Origin of the sequence: Amycolatopsis pretoriensis (assembly GCF_900107925.1) — a bacterium.
In the GTDB taxonomy this organism is placed as follows: Bacteria; Actinomycetota; Actinomycetes; order Mycobacteriales; family Pseudonocardiaceae; genus Amycolatopsis; species Amycolatopsis pretoriensis.
The window spans coordinates 71,065-87,906 of the sequence record NZ_FNUJ01000017.1; the positions used below are offsets into that span (position 1 = coordinate 71,065).

Below are 16,842 nucleotides of genomic sequence, written 5' to 3' on the forward strand. Positions count from 1 at the left end.
TTTCGGTCAGCGTCTTTGCAAGGTGCGGCCCAAGCCCGCCGCGGCGCCGGCCAGCCGGGTCATCAGCCCGGCGAACTGCTCCGGCCGCAACGCCTGCTTGGCGTCGCACAGCGCCTGTTCCGGCTGGACGTGGACGTCGATCAGCAGCGCGTCCGCCCCGGCCGCGACCGCGGCGAGCGACAGCGGCTCGACCAGTTCCGGCCGCCCGCCCGAGTGGCTCGGGTCGACGATCACCGGCAGGTGGGTGCGCTGCTTCCACAGCGCCACCGCCGTCAGGTCGAGGGTGAACCGCGCGGACGGCTCGAACGTGCGGATGCCGCGTTCGCACAGCACCACCTGGTCGTTGCCCTCCAGCAGCAGGTACTCCCCGGCCGCGAGGGTCTCCTCGACGGTGCAGCCGAACCCGCGTTTGAGCACCACCGGCAGGCCGCTCTGGCCCACCGCGCTCAGCAGCGCGAAGTTCTGCATGTTCCGCGCGCCGATCTGGAAGCCGTCGACGACCTCGGCCAGCCGCTTGACGTGCTCCGCGTCGACGACCTCGGTGACGAACGGCAGGCCGGTCCGCTTCCGCGCCTCGACGAGCAGCTCCAGGCCCGAGAAGCCGAGGCCCTGGAACGAATGCGGTGACGTCCGCGGCTTGAAGACCCCGCCGCGCAACGCGACGGCGCCGTGCTCGGCCACGATCTCCGCCGTGGCCAGCATCTGCTCCGGCGTCTCGACCGCGCACGGGCCGGCGATCACCGCGACCGAGCCGTCCCCGATCGTCGTGGAGCCGAGGGCGACCTCGGTCCCGGCCGGACGCAGCTCCCGGCGGCCCAGCCACGCCTCGCCGCCCCGCGGTACGCGCCGGGTGGGCGACGGCAGGTCGGCCGCCGCGGCGAGCAGATCGGCGTTGTCCACTCCGGACACCGGGAGGACGTGGCTCGCGCCGAGGCGGTACACCTGCGTCGGTGAGCCGGCGGACTCCAGGTACCGCAGCCAGCCGTCGACCCGGGCGCGGGTCACGGTCTCGTCGAACACGAGCAGTTGGTCTTGGTGGGTCACGGCGATCGTCTCTTCTCTGGTCACGCGAGCGCGTCGCTCGTCGCGAGGGTTTTGCCCCGGCGGTCCCGGACGTGGACGGCGAGGTCCTTGTACTTGTCGCGCAGGAACCGCTTGAGCGACTTCCCGGTCACGCCGAGCGGGAAGTCCTCGTCGCCGGTGGCGACCTCGACGACCGACAGCTCGGGTTTCCCGTTGGCGCGCAGGGCTTCGTTGGCCGCGAACAGCACCTTCTCGGCGTCCACGTCCCGGCCGGTCACGACGGCCACGGCCACCTTTTCGCCGCCGTAACCGCCGGCGACGACGGTGCAGTCCTCGACGCCGGCGACCTCGTTGAGGATCAGTTCCTCCATCAGCACCGAGTAACCGGGGCCGTCGGCGGTGTGCACGACGTCGACCGCGCGGTCGACCTGGTAGAAGTTGCCCTCTTCGTCGCGGTAGGCGACGTCCCCGGTCAGCCAGTAGCCGGCGAGCTTGCTGCGGTAGTAGGTGTCCTGGTTGCCCCAGTAGCCCACGGTCATCGACGGCGGTTTCGCGCCGAGGAAGCCGTACTCGTAGGGCTCGGCGAGCGTGCCGTTCTCCCGCACGATGGCGACTTCGGCGAAGCCGACCGACTTGCCGACGCAGCGGTCGTTGCGCTCGGTCGCGAGGGTGCGCGGCTGCATGAGCACGCCCCAGCCGAGTTCGGTGGTGCCGAGCCGGTCCAGGAACGCGGCCGGCGGCCGTTCGGGCGACCGGCGGCCGAGGATGTTCTTCAGGTGCCGCTCGTGGATGGCGTCCGCCATGGACACCCAGATGTTGACCGAGTCGAGCGCGCCCGGCGGCGTCTCGATTGCGGCGAGCTCCGGGTAGGCGTGCCCGAAGGCCATCACCATCGTCGGCTGGTGCTCCTCGACGGCGTCGGCGAGTTCGGCGCCGGAGACGTCGCGGTGCACGACCATCGGCTGGCCGCCCAGCACGGCGTAGGCGTTGAACGACACACATCCTTGGTGCGACTGCGGAAGCGTGTTGAGGATGAGCGCGTCCGGCTCTTCCTGGTAGTTCACCGCACGCCACTTCGGACCGTCCAAAATGGTCTTGTGCGTGTGGATCACGGGCTTGGGCAGGCCGGTGGTGCCGGAGGAGTGCATGAGACCGACGGGGTCGTCCGGGTGGTGGCGGAACCGGGCGGCGTCCGGCAGGACGGCCGGCGGCGGACCGGTCTGGTCGGTGTGGACCCACTTCAGGTTCAGCCGGTCGAGGTCCGGGGCGATCCGGGCGAGGCGTTCGGCGTCGGTGTAGAGGCCGGTGGCCCCGCTGCGCTCGATCAGGGCGACGGCGCTGTCCCGCTTCGCGTTGCTGTTGATCAGCATGGAGATCGCGCCGATCTGCGCGAGCGCCGAGAGGTGCAGGAAGTACTGGATGGAGTCCGGCGGGAAGACCGCGACCCGGTCGTGCGGGCGGACGCCCCGCTCCAGGTACCAGACCGACCAGCTCTGCACGAGGTGGTCGAGGTCCCGCAGGCTGAACCGGTGCTTGGTGCCGCCGTCGGTGTAGGGGATCGGCGTCAGCGAGTGGATGAAGGGCTCGTCCGGGAAGGGGTTGAGCTCGAGCATCGCGGGCAGCAGGTTTCCCCCGCCGATGCTCGGATCGGCGAGCACCCGGGCACGCAGCTCGGGGCTCAGGACGGTCTTGTGCGTGAACTCCATGGCATCACTTTCTGCTGCGGGACCGCGGCTTTTGCTCCTGGTACCGAGGATGCCGGGCCCGGCCATCGGCGCGGCCTTGCCGGTGCATCGGCCCTGCATCGGGGCGGATGCATTGCGCGGCAAGGGTTTGCGGTGCGTGCCCGAGTTGTCACAGAAGGACAGAAAAACCCCGCGGCTCGCGCGGGGTTCTCCGGTGGACCGGGATCAGCCGAGGCTGCACTCCAGCTCGCCGACCGAGGGCAGCGCCCGGCCGAACGTCGACAGCAGCGCCTCGTGCTCCTCCCCCTTCGCCCGGGCGTGTTCCCGGACCAGGGCGTGGAAGTGGTACCGCCCCGCCGTCCGCTGCCGCAGCACGTGCGCGTCGAACAGCTCCTCCAGCACCCGCTCGACCGCCGGCCCCGGCTGGTTCACCAGCAGCGCCGCGTCGGTCGCGTCGAACTCCTCGCCGGCGAACGCCCCCAGCGCCCGGAACAGCCGGCGCTGCGCAGCCGTCAACCGCTCGTACGACACCTCGAAGCGCGACACCACACTCCGGTCCTCCAGGCTCAGCTCGGACAGCCGCTGCCCGCGGTCGCGCAAGCGGAACGCCAAGTCCTCCAAGGACCACGCGGGCCGGTTGTGGAAGCGGCACGCGGCGATCGTGATCGCCAGCGGCAGGTTCCCGCACAGCGCCACGATCTCCGCGACCGCGTCCGGCCGGGCGGCGGTCCGCTCCGGGCCGGCGATCCGGGTGAACAGCGCGGCCGCGTCCGACGACGGGAAGACGTCCAGGGAGCGGGACGTCACCCCGTCGAGCCCCGCCAGGCGACGGCGGCTGGTGATGATCACCTGCGCCTTGCCCGTGCCGGGCAGCAGCGGGCGGACCTGCCGCGCGTCGAGCGCGTTGTCCAGCACCACCAGGACGCGCCGCTCGGCGACCTCCGCGCGCCAGCGGGCCGCGCGCTGCCGGGCGTCGCGGGGGATCCGGGACGGCGGGAGCCCGAAGTCCAGCAGCAGCCGCTCCAGCGCCGCGTCCGGTTCGAGCGGCGCCTGGTCGGCGGTGTGCCCGTGCAGGTCGATGTAGAGGTGGCCCTCGGGGTACCGGTGCGCGAGCTGGTGGGCGAGCCGGACCGCCAGCGTCGTCTTGCCGGACCCGGCCATCCCGTCGACGGCCAGGATGCTCAACGCGGTCCCGGCGGGCCGGCTGCCGGCCAGGAACCGCAGCTCCTCGGCGCGGCCGGTGAAGTGCGCGGTGTCGTAGGGCAGGAACGAGCGGCCGGCCGCGGGCTCGGCCGGCCGCCGCTTCGGCGGGTCGTCGCGCAGGATCCGTTCGTACAGCTCGCGGATGCTCGCCCCCGGGTCGACGCCCAGCTCGTCGCGCAGCATCCGCCGGCCCTGTTCGTAGGCGTTGAGCGCGTCGGCCGTCCGGCCGCACCGGTGCAGCGCCAGCATCAGCAGCTTGCGGGTCTCCTCGCGCAGCGGGTGCCGCGAGACGAGCTCGCCGAGCTGCGGGACGAGCGACGACGCCTCGCCGGCGTCCAGGCGCAGCCCGATGAGCCGTTCGGTCGCGGTCAACCGGTTCTCCTCGAACCGCGCGGCGACGATCTCGAACACCGGGCTGTTCAACCCGGACAGTGCGGGGCCGTTCCACAGCGCGAGCGCCGCCTCCAGGTGCTCGACGGCCGCGGTGGCCCGCCCGGCCGCGGCCGCCGCCGAGGCCGACCCGACCAGCGCGGTGAACCGGTGCGCGTCGACGTCCTGGGGGTCGGCGGTGATCCGGTAGCCGGGACCGTCCTTGACCACGAGGTGCTTGGCCGCCCCGAAGCTGCGTCTCAGCGCGGCGACCGCGTTGTGCAGCTGTCTTCGCGCGGTCACCGGCGGCTCACCGTCCCACATGGCCTCCAGCAGCCGGTCGGCGCCGACGACCTTGTTCACGCTCAGCAGCAGCATCACCAGCAGCCGCTGCTGGCGCAGACCGCCGAGGTCCACCCGCTCCCCGTCACGCTGGACCCGCAGGGTGCCGAGCAACTCGAAGTACATGCGATCCTCCCCACCGTACGCGGGCGGCTACCGTTCGCAGCGGTCACCGCCGAACTCGGGAAACATAGCCGAGAAATGCGCTCGGCAGGACGGAACAACCGACAGGGTGTTTTCGCCACGGTACCGCCGGGAATGATCGACTCGGTCCGTACACGAATCGTCGCAATTGGCCGACGAATATGTCCGACACGATAGCGGCGGGTTCGGTGTGTGGTTTTTTCATAGCCCGTTCGGTGACGGCACAAATCACCGCGCGGGCGAATGCCTACGGCGGTGGCGCGAGTGCGGGGGCCCGGTAGGCGCCGACCTCACCGGGGCCGGTCAGCCCGAGGCCGGCGAGCTCGCCGACCACGGCCGCGGCGAGCCCCGGCCGCGTTGCGACAGCCACGTGCGCAGGGCCATCCACCTCCACCCGGAATCCCCGGCCGAGCAAGCGGACGCGCAGGTCCCGAGGGCGGATCCCCGCCTCGGCCAGCCGCGCGCCCACCGCGATCTCGGCGCGTTCCACCAACCCCAACCTTCCTAAAGAGACGGGCACCCCCACGGAGATACGTGAGGCCAGGCAAGGTGTCGACGGCTTGTCCGCCACGGGCAGCGACCACGCGGCCGCGAGCGCCCTGACCTCGGCTTTTCCCAGCCCCGCCGCGGCCAGCGGCTCGACGACGCGCAGCTCGCGGGCCGCGCGCAGGCCGGGGCGGTGCAGGGCGCGGTGGTCGTCGGCGTGCGTGCCGGTCGCCACGTGCGCGAACCCGCGCCGCAGCGCGAGCGCGCCGATCGCGTCCAGCACCGTGCGCTTGCAGAAGTAGCAGCGGTCGCCGGCGTTGTCCCGGTACCCGGGAACGGCGAGCTCACCGGTCGCGACCTCGGCGAGCTCGACGCCGAGGCCGGCCGCGATCCCCCGCGCCGCAGCGAGTTCCGCCCGTGCGAGGCTCGGCGAGTCGGCGATCGCGGCCAGCACGCGGTCGCCGGGCAGCGCCCGCGCGGCCGCGGCCAGCACGAGCGCCGAGTCGACCCCGCCGGAGAACGCGACGGCGACGGCGCCGAGCTCCCGGACCCGGGCGAGCAGGCGGTCTTCGATTCCGGTCTCCATTACGGCGACCCCGCTGGTGGCGCGGTCACGGTGCGCGTATTTCGGCAAAAGAACAGCACTTGTCCTCCGCTCGAGGCGTGTTGCGTGCGGTAAGTCGATCGCGGCGGGTCCACCCAGTCAACCCATTGCCGTATTCGTGCGCTATCCCCCGGGAGCAGTTTACATACGACGCGCGAGAAGGCTAACGTGTCGAAGGTGGTATCGACTGGGGTTACGGCGGCGACCGCCGATCTGGGCTTTGCGCGATTGGACCTCGACCGGGCCGCCCGGACCGGCGACCCGGAAGTGGTGTTCGGCGCGGGGAAGACGCCGGAGCAGATCGCGGCGGCGCTCGCGCGGCTGCACGAGGCCCATCCCGGCCGCGCGGTGCTCGCCACCCGCGTCGGCGAAGAGGCGCGCGCCCTGTGCCGGGATCGCTTGCCCGGCGCGGACATCGACGACGCCGGCCGGACGGTGACGCTCGGAACCGTACCGCCGCCGCGCGGCACGGTGGCCGTCGTGTGCGCCGGGACGTCGGACCTGCCGGTCGCGCGGGAGTGCGCCACGACGGTCGCGGTCTTCGGCGCGGAGCCGGACCTCGTGGTCGACGTCGGCGTGGCCGGGCTGCACCGGCTGCTGGCCGAACGCGACCGGATCGCGGCGGCCGACGCCGTCGTGGCGATCGCCGGCATGGAGGCCGCGCTGCCGACCGTCCTCGGTGGACTGTGCGGGAAGCCGCTGATCGCGGTGCCGACGAGCGTCGGCTACGGCTGGCACCTCGAGGGCCTGACCGCGTTCCTGACCATGTTGAACAGCTGCGCCCCCGGCGTGGTGACGGTCAACATCGACAACGGCTTCGGCGCGGGCGTCGCCGCGGCCCGCGTCGCCCGGCAGTCGGTGGCGCCGTGACGGTCGCGTGGATCGACGCGGGCAACGGCTGCGCCGGCGACATGCTGCTCGCGGCGCTGGTCGACGCGGGCGCGGACTTCGACGCGATCACCGAAGGCCTGGCCGGGCTGGGCGTCGACGGCATCCGGCTGACCGAACAGGTGGTGCGGCGCCACGGCCTGCGGGCGCGGCACGTCGTCGTCGACGCTCCCGAGACGCGGCACGCCCGGCACCTCCCGGAGATCCTCGGCCTGATCTCCGCCGCCGCGCTGCCCGACGCCGTGAAAGCCTTTGCCACCAAGGTGTTCGACCGGCTGGCGGACGCCGAAGCGGCCGTGCACGGCATCGGCCGCGACCACGTGCACTTCCACGAAGTCGGCGCGCTGGACGCGATCGCCGACATCGTCGGGTGCGCCGTCGGCCTGGACGCGCTCGGCCTGCTGGCCGCGACCGTGACGGTCTCGCCGATCGCCGTCGGGGCCGGCACGGTGTCCGCGGCGCACGGCCGGCTGACCGTGCCGCCGCCCGCGGTGCTCGCGCTGCTCACCGACGCGGGCGCGCCGGTCGCCGCGCACCCGGCGGCGCGGGAGCTGTGCACCCCCACGGGCGCCGCCCTGCTGGTCACGCTGGCCGGCGCCTACGGCCCGATGCCGGCGTGCGTACCGGTCAAGGTCGGCGTCGGCGCGGGCACGGCCGATCCCCCCGGGCACGCGAACATCGTCCGGGTCGTCGTCGGTGCGGCCTCGGAAGAACGAGCGTGGGTGCGCGCGAAGATGACCGTCGTCGAGACGACGGTCGACGACCTCGACCCCCGGTTGTGGCCCGAGGTCCTGGCGGCTCTGCGCGGCGCGGGTGCCGCGGACGCGTGGTGCGCCCCGGTGACGGCGCCGAAGGGCCGCCCGGGCATGGTCTTGACGGCACTGTCAGCCGATGACCGCGTCGACGGCGTCTGTGCGGCGGTGTTCGCCCACACGTCGACGCTGGGCGTACGGCTGTCCCCCGTCGAGCGGCGGTCCCTGCCGCGTGACCGGGTGACCGTCGACTACCGCGGGCACGAGGTGAGTGTGAAGCGCGGCTTCCTGAACGGGTCGGTCGTCACCGCGCAGCCGGAGTACGAGGAGGTCAAGGCCGCCGCGGACGCCACCGGGCAGCCGCTGCGCCGGGTGCTGGAGGAGGTGCGCGCGGCCGTCGAGGCGTGAGCCGTTTGTCCGCGCCCCCGCCGGGTAGCCACGCGGCTACCCACTCATGCGGAGGTGTCATGGCAACGGAAATCCGGTCGCGGCGGAGCACGGCGCGAACCGCGGCCCTGGTGGTCGGGATCGCGTTCCTGGTGGTGGGGGTGCTCGGGTTCGTGCCGGGGATCACCGCCGGCTACGGCGACCTGCACTTCGCCGGGCACGAGTCGGGGGCGCGGCTGTTCGGCGTGTTCACCGTTTCCGTGCTGCACAACCTGGTCCACCTGCTGTTCGGTGTGCTCGGCGTGCTGGCCGCGCGGAGCAACGGCGGGTCGCGGGCCTTCCTCATGATCGGCGGCGGGATCTACGTCCTGCTCTTCGTGTTCGGGCTGGCGATGAACCACGACACCCCGGCCAACTTCATCCCGGTCGACGACGCCGACGACTGGCTGCACCTCGGCCTCGGCGTCGCGATGATCGCGCTCGGCATCGCCACGACGGCCGTCGACCGCCGCCGCGGCGAGTACCCGGAACCGGAGATCCAGGGGCACTGATCAAGGCAGTCCCGGCAGCAGCTTGTCGAGGGTGATCGGCAGGTCGCGCACCCGGACACCGGTGGCGTGGAAGACGGCGTTGGCCACGGCCGCCGCCGTCCCCACGATGCCGATCTCGCCGACCCCCTTGCTGCCCATGGGGTTCAGGTGCGGGTCGACCTCGTCGAGCCAGTCCGCCTTCAGGTCGAGCACGTCCGCGTTGGCCGCGATGTGGTACTCCGCCAGGTCGTGGTTGACGACGTGGCCGAACCGCGGGTCGAGCAGGCTGTGCTCGTGCAGGGCCATGGACAGGCCCATGGTCATGCCGCCGAGGAACTGCGAGCGGGCCGTGCGCGGGTTGACGATCCGGCCCGCCGCGAACGTGCCGTGCAGCCGCGCCACCCGGACCTCACCGGTGTCGGCGTCGACGCGGGCCTCGGCGAACTGCGCGCCGAACGCGTACATCGCGTACCGGTCCTCGTCCGGGTTTTCCGGCGTCTCCGCCGAAACCTCGTCCCCGTCGCCGGGGTCGTCGCCGTACTTGTCGCGGAACGCCTCGGCGGCCGCCACCAGGGTCGAGCCCCACGACGCCGTCCCGGTGGAGCCGCCGGCCACCGTCGCCTTCGGCTGCTCGGTGTCGCCGATGCGGACGTCGACGTCCTCGACCGGCACGCCGAGGGCGTCCGCCGCGATCTGCGGGAGGACCGTCCAGGCGCCGGTGCCGAGGTCGGCGGCCCCGATCTCCGCGGTGTAGCGCCCGTTTTCGAACCGGAGCACGGCGACCGAGCCCGGTTGCCGTCGCGCCGGGTAGACCGACGCGGCGACGCCGGTGCCGACCAGCCACCGCCCGTCCCGGCGCACACCCGGCCGCGGATCCCGGTCCGCCCAGCCGAACTCGTCGGCTCCGGTGCGCAGGCACTCGACGAGGTTGCGGCTGGAGAACGGGTTCCCGGTCTCCGGGTCGCGCTCGGGTTCGTTGCGGACACGCAGCTCGACCGGGTCCAGGTCCAGCTCGTACGCGAGTTCGTCCATCGCCACCTCGGGCCCGAACATGCCGGGGCACTCCCCCGGCGCGCGCATCCACGACGGCACCGGCACGTCGAGCGCGGCGAGCCGGTGGCTGGTGCGCCGGTTGGGCGTGGCGTACATCATCCGCGCCGGCAGCGCGGTCTGCTCCGCGAACTCCTTGATCCGCGACGTCTGCTCGACGACGTCCAGCCGCAGCACCGTCAGCCGCCCGTCGCGGCCGGCGCCCAGGCGCATCCGCTGGATCGTCGGCGTGCGGTAGCCGGCCAGACTGAACATCTGCTGCCGGGTCAGCGCGAGCTTCACCGGTCGGCCCGGCACGCCCCGCGCGGCCAGCGCCGCGAGGACGACGTGGACGTGCGCGGTGCCCTTCGACCCGAACCCGCCGCCGACGTACGGGCAGATCACCCGAACCTGCTCTTCGGGCAGCCCGAACACCTTCGCGACCGTGCCGCGCACCGGGTGGACGCCCTGCGTGGAATCCCACAGCGTGAGCGTGTCGTCTTCCCAGAGCGCCGTCGTGGTGTGCGGTTCGAGCGGGTTGTTGTGGTACATCGCCGTCGTGTACGTCTGATCCACGGTCACCTCGGACTCCCGCAGGGCGGTGTCGACGTCACCCTCGTCGGTGTCCGTCGGGAACGACGGGTTGACCTTCTCGGGTTTGTACAGGTCGTCGCGGTCGGCCCGCAGCTCGACCTCGGCTTCGTCGCGGTCGTAGTCGATCTCGACGAGGGCCGAGGCCTGCCGCGCGGTCTCCGGGCTCTCGGCGACCACCAGGGCGAGCACGCTGCCGCGGAACGGGACTTCCCGGTCCTGCAGCACGGCCAGCTCGGCGTCCTCGGTGTCGGCCAGCCGTTCGGCGGTGAACGGCGTCAGCACCCGCAGGACGCCTTCGAGTGACTCGGCCTCGACGGTACCGACCCGCGTGCACCGGCCACGGGCGATGGCCGCCTGCACCGGGTGGCAGTAGGCCGCGTGCTCGACGGGTGCCTCGTAGGCGTACGGCGCGGTGCCGGTGACCTTCGCCGGCCCGTCGCGGCGGGTGAGGGCACGGCCGATGGCCCGTGGTTCCAGCAGTTCGGTCATCGGCCCGGCTCCTCGGCGGTCAGGTCACGCAGGACGGCGGTCAGGGTGCGGGTGACGAGCGGGATCTTGAAAGCGTTTCCCCCGTCGATCCCGTCGAGCGGGCGGGCGTCGGCCAGCTCGGCCTCGGCGGCCGCGCGGAACAGCGCCTCGGTCGGCCGTTCACCGCGCAGTGCTTCCTCCGCGCGGTGGGCGCGCCACGGCTTGTGCGCGACGCCGCCGAGCGCGACCCGGACGTCTTCGACCTTGTCATCCACAATGGACACCGCGGCCGCGACGGAGACCAACGCGAACGCGTAGGACGCGCGGTCGCGGACCTTGCGGTAGGCCGACCGGCGGGCCCACGGCAGCGCCGGGACGGTGATCGCGGTGATCAGGTCGCCGTGACCGAGCACGGTGTCGCGGTCCGGCCGGTCGCCGGGCAGGCGGTGGAGATCGGTGAACGGGATTTCCCGCTCGCCCTCCGGCCCGAGCACGTGCACGCGGGCGTCCAGCGCGGCCAGCGCCACCGCCAGATCCGACGGGTGGGTGGCGACGCAGTGCTCGGACGCGCCGAGGATCGCGTGCTGGCGGGTGGCCCCGCCGAGCGCCGAGCAGCTCTCGCCCGGGTTTCGCTTGGTGCACGGCGTCGTGACGTCCTGGAAGTACAGGCACCGTGTGCGCTGTAACGGGTTGCCGCCGGTGGTGGCCATGTTCCGCAGCTGCGCCGACGCGCCGGACAGCAAGGCCTGGGCCAGCACCGGGAAGCGCTTGCGCACGCGCTGATCGGCCGCGAGGTCGCTGTTGCGCACGCCGGCGCCGATCTCCAGGCCGCCGTCGTCGTCTTCCCGGATCTCCGTCGACGTCAACGCCGTGACGTCGACGATCCGGCCGGGTGCGGTGATGCCGAGCTTCAGGTGGTCGACGAGGTTGGTGCCGCCGCCCAGGAACGCCGCCGCCGGATCACCCGCGACGGCTTCGACCGCCTCGGCCGCCGTGGCCGGCCTGGCGTACGCGAAGGGTTTCACCGGTTCCCTCCCGCCTGCCGGACAGCGGCCACGATCCCGGCGTAGGCCCCGCAGCGGCAGAGGTTCCCGCTCATCCGCTCGGCGATCTCCTCGTCCGTCCACTGTGGAGTATCGGTGACCGTGACGTGACTCGGCGCGCTCTCGGCGAACTCGGTCAGCAGCCCGGCGGCGGAACAGATCTGGCCGGGGGTGCAGTAGCCGCACTGGAAGCCGTCGTGCTCGAGGAACGCCTGCTGCACGGGGTGCAGCTCGCCGTCGGGCGCCAGGCCGGCGGCCGTCGTCACCTCCGCGCCTTCGCAGGTCACGGCGAGGACTAGGCAGGCGAGCACGCGGCGGCCGTCGAGCAGTACCGTGCAGGCGCCGCACTGGCCGTGGTCGCAGCCCTTCTTCGGGCTGTACACACCGAGCTGGTCGCGCAGCAGGTCGAGCAGCGTCCGCCGCGGATCGACCGCGACCCGGCGCTCGGTCCCGTCGACCGTCAGGGCGAGCGCCACCCCGGTGGTCACGAGACGTCCAGGACCGTCTTGAGCCAGCCCTCCTCGCGGCGGTCGAACGTCCGGTAGGCGTCGATCGCGGACGTGGGCTCTTCGTGCTGGGTGATGAACGGCGTCGGGTCGACCGCGCCGGAGGCGACCAGCCCGAGCAGCTTCGGCACGTACCGGCGGTGGTTGCAGTTTCCCATGTGGACGGTGAGGTTCTTGTTCATCGCCTGGCCGAACGGGAACCGGTCGAAGCCCGGCGGGTAGACGCCGATCACGCCGATCGTCCCGGCCTTGGCCACGGCCTCGACGGCCCAGCGCGCGGCCAGGCTGGGCGCGTTCCCGGGCACCCACTGGTCGCCGTCCGGAGCGGCGTCCGGCGCGGCCACCTCGCGTTCCGCTTCCAGGTCGTCCCCCTGTCCGGCGGCGGGCCCGCGGGCCGGACGCTGGGCGTCGACGCCGACCGCGTCGATCACCCGGTCCACGCCGATGCCGCCGGTCAGCTCCTTGACCAGGGCGACCGGGTCTTCGGCGTTGAAGTCGACCGTCTCGGCGTTCTGGCCGCGGGCGAGGTCCAGCCGGGAGGCGATGCCGTCCACGACGAACACCCGGCCCGCGCCCTGGCGCTTGGCCGACGCGATGGCGAACTGCCCGACCGCGCCGGCGCCCAGCACGAGCACGCTGTCCCCCGCGCCGACCTCGGCCAGGCGGGCGCCGAACCACGCGGTCGGGAAGATGTCGGAGACGAAGATCGCCTGGTCGTCGGCGACGTTGTCGGGGATCCGGACGAGCGTGGTCATCGCGAAGGGGATCCGCGCGTACTCCGCTTGCAGCCCGTCGACCGGGCCGGTGGTCTCGGGGCCGCCGAAGAACGACGTCCCGGCGCCCGGCCCGTTCGGGTTGGCCGTGTCGCACTGGGCGAAGTACCCGGCCCGGCAGTACGAGCAGGTCCCGCACCCGATCGTCGACGTCACGACCACGCGGTCACCGGGGGTGAAGCCGCGCACGGCCGGGCCGACCTCCTCGACCACGCCGACGGCCTCGTGGCCCAGCACGGTGCCCGGCACCATCCCGGGCATCGTCCCGCGCACGAGGTGCAGGTCGGTGCCGCAGATCGCGCTGCGGGTGATCCGGATGAGGGCGTCACTCGGCTCCAGGATCTTCGGGTCGGGCACCTCGTCCAGCCGGATGTCCCCGACGTCGTGCCACACCACTGCCTTCACGTTCGCCTCCGGAGGTCGTTTCGGAGGCGGTTGCCCGCTCGGTGGCCGCACAAACGGCTACCCTCGGAAAGGTGCTCAGGCTCGGGTTCCCGGTGATCGGCGTTTCCGACGTCGATCGCGCCGCCGCGTTCTGGTCGGCGGCGCTGCACCTCGTCGTCGCCGAGGAGTGGGCCAGCGACCGCTGGCGCACGCTGGAGCACGCCGACGGCTCCGGGCGCGCGCTCGGGCTGATGCACAGCGAGTCGCCGGTCGAGCCGTACCCGCGCGTGCACCTCGACCTGCTGGTCGACACGACGGCGGAGCAGACGGCCGAGGTCGCCCGGCTGCTCGGACTGGGCGCCACCGAGGTCGGCTGGGACCGCTACCCCGCCGAGCCGGACTTCGTCGTCCTCGCCGACCCCGATGGCAACCGCTTCTGCGTCGTCGACCTCAGCAAGGCACCGTCCAGCGGCTAGGGGCGCTTGCCGACGCCGGTCGCGATCTCGTGCAGCCGGTGCTCGTCCGGCGCGAGCGGGGCCGTGTCTCCGCCCGCGCCCTCGCGAAGTCCCTTGAGGAACTCGTTCAGCGTGTACGCGGCGTCGTGCTTCGGCCGCCAGTCCAGCTCGGACTCCGCGCGGCTCGTGTCCATCAGCGGCAGGCGCAGGACGGCGTCGAAGAGCCCGGGGGTCGCCGGGACCGCGTGCAGCCGCCAGGCCGCGTCCACCGCGCCCCGGACCACTCCCGCCGGCATCGGGATCGTCCGCGCGTGCAGCAGCTCGGCCGCGAACTTCGGGTCGACAACCGGGCCCGTCGCGATGTTGAACGGCCCTTTCACCGGCCGCGTCACGGCCCGGCGGACCGCGTCGGCCAGGTCTTCGGTGTGCACGACCTGCGCCCGCAGGCCCCGGACGTCCGGGATCAGCGGGATCAGCCCCGGCCGGACCAGGCTGCCCGGCACGAACGGCCCGCCGAACAGGCGGCGCTGCGCCGTCGCGGCCGCGCGCTGGAAGACGAACGCGGGCCGGACGCGCACGACGTCGAGCTTCGGGTGACGCTGCTCGAAACTGTCGAGGTAACGCTCCACATAGGACTTCTCGCGGGTGTAGGCCGCGCCGGGCCAGCCGTGCGTCGGCCAGTCTTCGGTCACCGGTTCGTCGTCCACGCGGGGCGAGTACGCGCCGACGGACGACGAGTAGACGAGCCTGGGCACGCCGGCCGCGGCCGCGGCGTCGAACACGCGCAGCGACCCGAGGACGTTCGCCCGCCACGTCGTTTCCGGGCGGCGCGTCGGCTGGAACAGCCACGCCAGGTGGACGACGGCGTCGGCGCCCTGGAAGAGCGGTGCGAGGTCGGCCCGCTCGACGTCGGCGGCGACGACGCCCTCGGCCGGCCGCCGCGCCAGCCCGACGACCGTCTCGACCTGCGGATCGGCCCGCAGGGCCGCGACGACGCCGGTACCGAGGTTGCCCGTTGCTCCCGTGACCACGATGCGCATCCGGGGCGGTTACCCGGCCGGTCGCCGGACAACCCTGCTATGTTCGAAGCAAGATCCTTGTGGAGGAGAGCAGTCGTGGCAGGTGACGTCGACATCTCCGGATAGCTCCGGAGTGTGCAGGCCCCCGGCAGTGCCGGCGCGGGCCGCTTTCGACGTCCCCCTTTCGCTTCGCACCACTTCGAGGTCTTCACCATGTCCGAAATCGTGCTGTCCGGCCTGTCCTTCTCCTGGCCGGACGACACCCCCGTCTTCGACCGCCTCTCCGCCACCTTCCCGGCCGGCCGCACCGGCCTGGTCGCCCCGAACGGCTCCGGCAAGTCGACGCTGCTGAAGCTCGTCGCGGGCGTCCTGCGGCCGTCGGCCGGCAGCGTCGCCGCCGACGGCGTCCTCGGCTACCTGCCGCAGGACCTGCCGCTGAGCGGGGAGCCGTCCGTCGCCGAAGTCCTCGGCGTCGCACCGGTCCTGGCGGCCATCGCGGCCGTCGAATCCGGGGACGCCGCCGAGGCGCACTTCACCACCATCGGCACCGACTGGGACATCGAGGAACGCACCCGCGCCCAGCTGGACCGGCTCGGCCTCGACGTCGCGCTGGACCGGTCGCTGAGCACGCTGTCCGGCGGCCAGATCGTCTCCCTCGGGCTGGCCGCGCAGCTGCTCAAGCGACCCGACGTGCTGCTGCTCGACGAGCCGACCAACAACCTCGACCTCGACGCCCGCCACCGGCTGTACGCGGTGCTCGACGACTGGTCCGGCTGCCTGGTCGTGGTCAGCCACGACCGCGCGCTGCTCGACCGGATGGACCGGATCGCCGAGCTCGACCGCGGCGAAATCCGGTTCCACGGCGGCAACTTCACGGCGTACGAAGAGGCCGCCCAAGCCGCGCGGGAGGTCGCCGAGAAGAACATCCGCAACGCCGAGCAGGAGGTCAAACGCGAGAAGCGGGAGATGCAGCAGGCCCGCGAGCGCGCCGCCCGCCGCGCGAGCACGGCGTCGCGCAACCTGGGCAACGCCGGGCTGCCGAAGATCTTCGCGGGCACGATGAAGCGCAACGCCCAGGAGTCGGCGGCCAAGGCAGACGGGACGCACGCGGCCCGCGTCGGCGCGGCGAAGGCCAAGCTCGACCAGGCCGAACGCGCGCGGCGGGACGAGCAGAAGATCAGCCTGGAGCTGCCGCGGACGGAGGTCCCGGCGGGGCGCACGCTGTTCCTCGGCGAGGGCCTGCGCGCCCGCGGGCTGTTCCCGGACGGCGTCGACCTGGCGATCCGCGGGCCGGAGCGGATCGCGCTGACCGGGGCCAACGGCACTGGGAAGTCCACTTTGCTGCGGCTGGTGAACGGTGACCTGGCTCCCGGCAGCGGTTCGGTGTCGCGCGCGGACGGGCGGATCGCGTTCCTGTCCCAGCGCCTGGATCTGCTCGACGACGACCGGACGGTGGCCGAGAACCTGGCGGCCTTCGCACCGGCGTCGCCACCGGCGCAGCGGATGAACCTGTTGGCACGCTTCCTGTTCCGCGGCTCGCGGGTGCACCTGCCGGTCGGCGTCCTCTCGGGTGGCGAACGGCTGCGCGCGACGCTGGCGTGCGTGCTGTTCGCCGAGCCGGCCCCGCAGCTGCTGTTGCTGGACGAGCCGACGAACAACCTCGACCTGGTGAGCACGGGACAGCTGGAGAGCGCGCTGACGGCGTTCCGCGGCGCGTTCGTGGTGGTGAGCCACGACGAACGCTTCCTCGACGCGATCGGGATCGACCGGTGGCTGCGGCTCGAAGGCGGTGAGGTGCGCGGCTGACGTCCGAAGTGACCTTCACGGCCGTCGCCACGTTCACCACGGAGAGCTGCAACGGCGGACGAGCTGATCCTACGATCGGCGCACAGAAGAGATCCACCCCGATAGCTCCTGGTAACGATCGAATCGTCGCCGACGACTCATGAGGCGCACGCAAGTACCACGACGCCCCGAATGACCTGGTAGGACGGCGGTCGCCAAGACCAAGATCACTCCACGGAATGAATTGAAGACCGTTGCGCACCAGCCGAGTCGCGAACGGAGAGTGAGCGCGATACGGTCCGCGCAACTTGACGCGACCGGGTGGCACCGGCCGCCTAGAGCCGCCTGAAGGCCGACCGGTCCGACGGCTGTG

Annotated in this window: 14 protein-coding genes; 5 read left to right on the plus strand and 9 right to left on the minus strand. The window is 72.7% G+C overall.

Features of this window, described 5'->3' with window-relative positions:
• Positions 1-6: 6 nt before the first annotated feature.
• The 4 genes from aroF to larE form a co-directional block, all read right to left on the minus strand.
• Positions 7-1,068 carry a 3-deoxy-7-phosphoheptulonate synthase gene (gene aroF / locus BLV96_RS46370; protein WP_244180975.1) on the minus strand — a complete coding sequence of 354 codons (1,062 nt, stop codon included), beginning with the start codon at positions 1,066-1,068 and terminating at the stop codon, positions 7-9.
• Positions 1,065-2,729, minus strand: coding sequence for a class I adenylate-forming enzyme family protein (locus BLV96_RS46375; RefSeq protein WP_086675773.1), 1,665 nt, complete (start codon positions 2,727-2,729; stop codon positions 1,065-1,067). Before BLV96_RS46375 ends, aroF begins: the two co-directional genes overlap by 4 nt.
• A 204-nt stretch (positions 2,730-2,933) precedes the next feature.
• A complete protein-coding gene (locus BLV96_RS46380) occupies positions 2,934-4,748 on the minus strand; it encodes an AfsR/SARP family transcriptional regulator (RefSeq protein WP_086675774.1) in 1,815 nt (604 codons plus the stop codon).
• Between the two features lie 265 nt (positions 4,749-5,013).
• The gene (gene larE / locus BLV96_RS46385) at positions 5,014-5,838 is read right to left on the minus strand and encodes an ATP-dependent sacrificial sulfur transferase LarE (protein WP_086675775.1); all 825 of its coding nucleotides are present in this window, start codon (positions 5,836-5,838) and stop codon (positions 5,014-5,016) included.
• Positions 5,839-6,033: 195 nt separating this feature from the next.
• On the opposite strand from larE, the gene larB reads away from it, so the two are divergent.
• The 3 genes from larB to BLV96_RS46400 are packed head-to-tail and all read left to right on the plus strand — an operon-like array spanning position 6,034 to position 8,434.
• Positions 6,034-6,726 carry a nickel pincer cofactor biosynthesis protein LarB gene (gene larB / locus BLV96_RS46390; RefSeq protein WP_244180976.1) on the plus strand — a complete coding sequence of 231 codons (693 nt, stop codon included), beginning with the start codon at positions 6,034-6,036 and terminating at the stop codon, positions 6,724-6,726.
• Positions 6,723-7,904, plus strand: a complete 1,182-nt coding sequence (larC, locus tag BLV96_RS46395) for a nickel pincer cofactor biosynthesis protein LarC (protein ID WP_208608518.1) — start codon at positions 6,723-6,725, stop codon at positions 7,902-7,904. Before larB ends, larC begins: the two co-directional genes overlap by 4 nt.
• Before the next feature lie 59 nt (positions 7,905-7,963).
• Positions 7,964-8,434, plus strand: a complete 471-nt coding sequence (locus tag BLV96_RS46400) for a DUF4383 domain-containing protein (RefSeq protein ID WP_086675777.1) — start codon at positions 7,964-7,966, stop codon at positions 8,432-8,434.
• On the opposite strand, the gene BLV96_RS46405 is transcribed toward BLV96_RS46400, so the two are convergent.
• The 4 genes from BLV96_RS46405 to BLV96_RS46420 are packed head-to-tail and all read right to left on the minus strand — an operon-like array spanning position 8,435 to position 13,231.
• Positions 8,435-10,525: a xanthine dehydrogenase family protein molybdopterin-binding subunit gene (locus tag BLV96_RS46405; RefSeq protein ID WP_086675778.1), complete on the minus strand. Its 2,091-nt coding sequence runs from the start codon at positions 10,523-10,525 to the stop codon at positions 8,435-8,437.
• Complete coding sequence (locus BLV96_RS46410) at positions 10,522-11,529, minus strand: FAD binding domain-containing protein (RefSeq protein WP_086675779.1); 1,008 nt, start codon at positions 11,527-11,529, stop codon at positions 10,522-10,524. Before BLV96_RS46410 ends, BLV96_RS46405 begins: the two co-directional genes overlap by 4 nt.
• Positions 11,526-12,035, minus strand: a complete 510-nt coding sequence (locus BLV96_RS46415; RefSeq protein WP_208608519.1) for a (2Fe-2S)-binding protein — start codon at positions 12,033-12,035, stop codon at positions 11,526-11,528. The genes BLV96_RS46410 and BLV96_RS46415 overlap by 4 nt, the downstream gene beginning before the upstream one ends.
• Complete coding sequence (locus BLV96_RS46420; protein WP_086675780.1) at positions 12,032-13,231, minus strand: zinc-dependent alcohol dehydrogenase; 1,200 nt, start codon at positions 13,229-13,231, stop codon at positions 12,032-12,034. The genes BLV96_RS46415 and BLV96_RS46420 overlap by 4 nt, the downstream gene beginning before the upstream one ends.
• Positions 13,232-13,302: 71 nt before the next feature.
• Here BLV96_RS46420 and BLV96_RS46425 point away from each other — a divergent pair, with 71 nt between their 5' ends.
• The gene (locus tag BLV96_RS46425) at positions 13,303-13,686 is read left to right on the plus strand and encodes a VOC family protein (RefSeq protein WP_086675781.1); all 384 of its coding nucleotides are present in this window, start codon (positions 13,303-13,305) and stop codon (positions 13,684-13,686) included.
• On the opposite strand, the gene BLV96_RS46430 is transcribed toward BLV96_RS46425, so the two are convergent.
• Positions 13,683-14,705, minus strand: coding sequence for an NAD-dependent epimerase/dehydratase family protein (locus tag BLV96_RS46430; protein WP_086675782.1), 1,023 nt, complete (start codon positions 14,703-14,705; stop codon positions 13,683-13,685). The two genes, BLV96_RS46425 and BLV96_RS46430, sit on opposite strands and share 4 nt — an antisense overlap.
• A 192-nt stretch (positions 14,706-14,897) precedes the next feature.
• On the opposite strand from BLV96_RS46430, the gene BLV96_RS46435 reads away from it, so the two are divergent.
• Positions 14,898-16,490, plus strand: a complete 1,593-nt coding sequence (locus BLV96_RS46435; protein WP_086675783.1) for an ABC-F family ATP-binding cassette domain-containing protein — start codon at positions 14,898-14,900, stop codon at positions 16,488-16,490.
• Positions 16,491-16,842: the final 352 nt, after the last annotated feature.

Excerpts from the sequence above, each read along its gene's own strand:
- BLV96_RS46375 (WP_086675773.1), bottom strand. The coding sequence starts at position 2,729 with ATGGAGTTCACGCACAAGACCGTCCTGAGCCCCGAGCTGCGTGCCCGG.
- BLV96_RS46380 (WP_086675774.1), bottom strand. The coding sequence starts at position 4,748 with ATGTACTTCGAGTTGCTCGGCACCCTGCGGGTCCAGCGTGACGGGGAG.
- larE (WP_086675775.1), bottom strand. The coding sequence starts at position 5,838 with ATGGAGACCGGAATCGAAGACCGCCTGCTCGCCCGGGTCCGGGAGCTC.
- BLV96_RS46400 (WP_086675777.1), top strand. The coding sequence starts at position 7,964 with ATGGCAACGGAAATCCGGTCGCGGCGGAGCACGGCGCGAACCGCGGCC.
- BLV96_RS46405 (WP_086675778.1), bottom strand. The coding sequence starts at position 10,525 with ATGACCGAACTGCTGGAACCACGGGCCATCGGCCGTGCCCTCACCCGC.
- BLV96_RS46430 (WP_086675782.1), bottom strand. The coding sequence starts at position 14,705 with ATGCGCATCGTGGTCACGGGAGCAACGGGCAACCTCGGTACCGGCGTC.
- BLV96_RS46435 (WP_086675783.1), top strand. The coding sequence starts at position 14,898 with ATGTCCGAAATCGTGCTGTCCGGCCTGTCCTTCTCCTGGCCGGACGAC.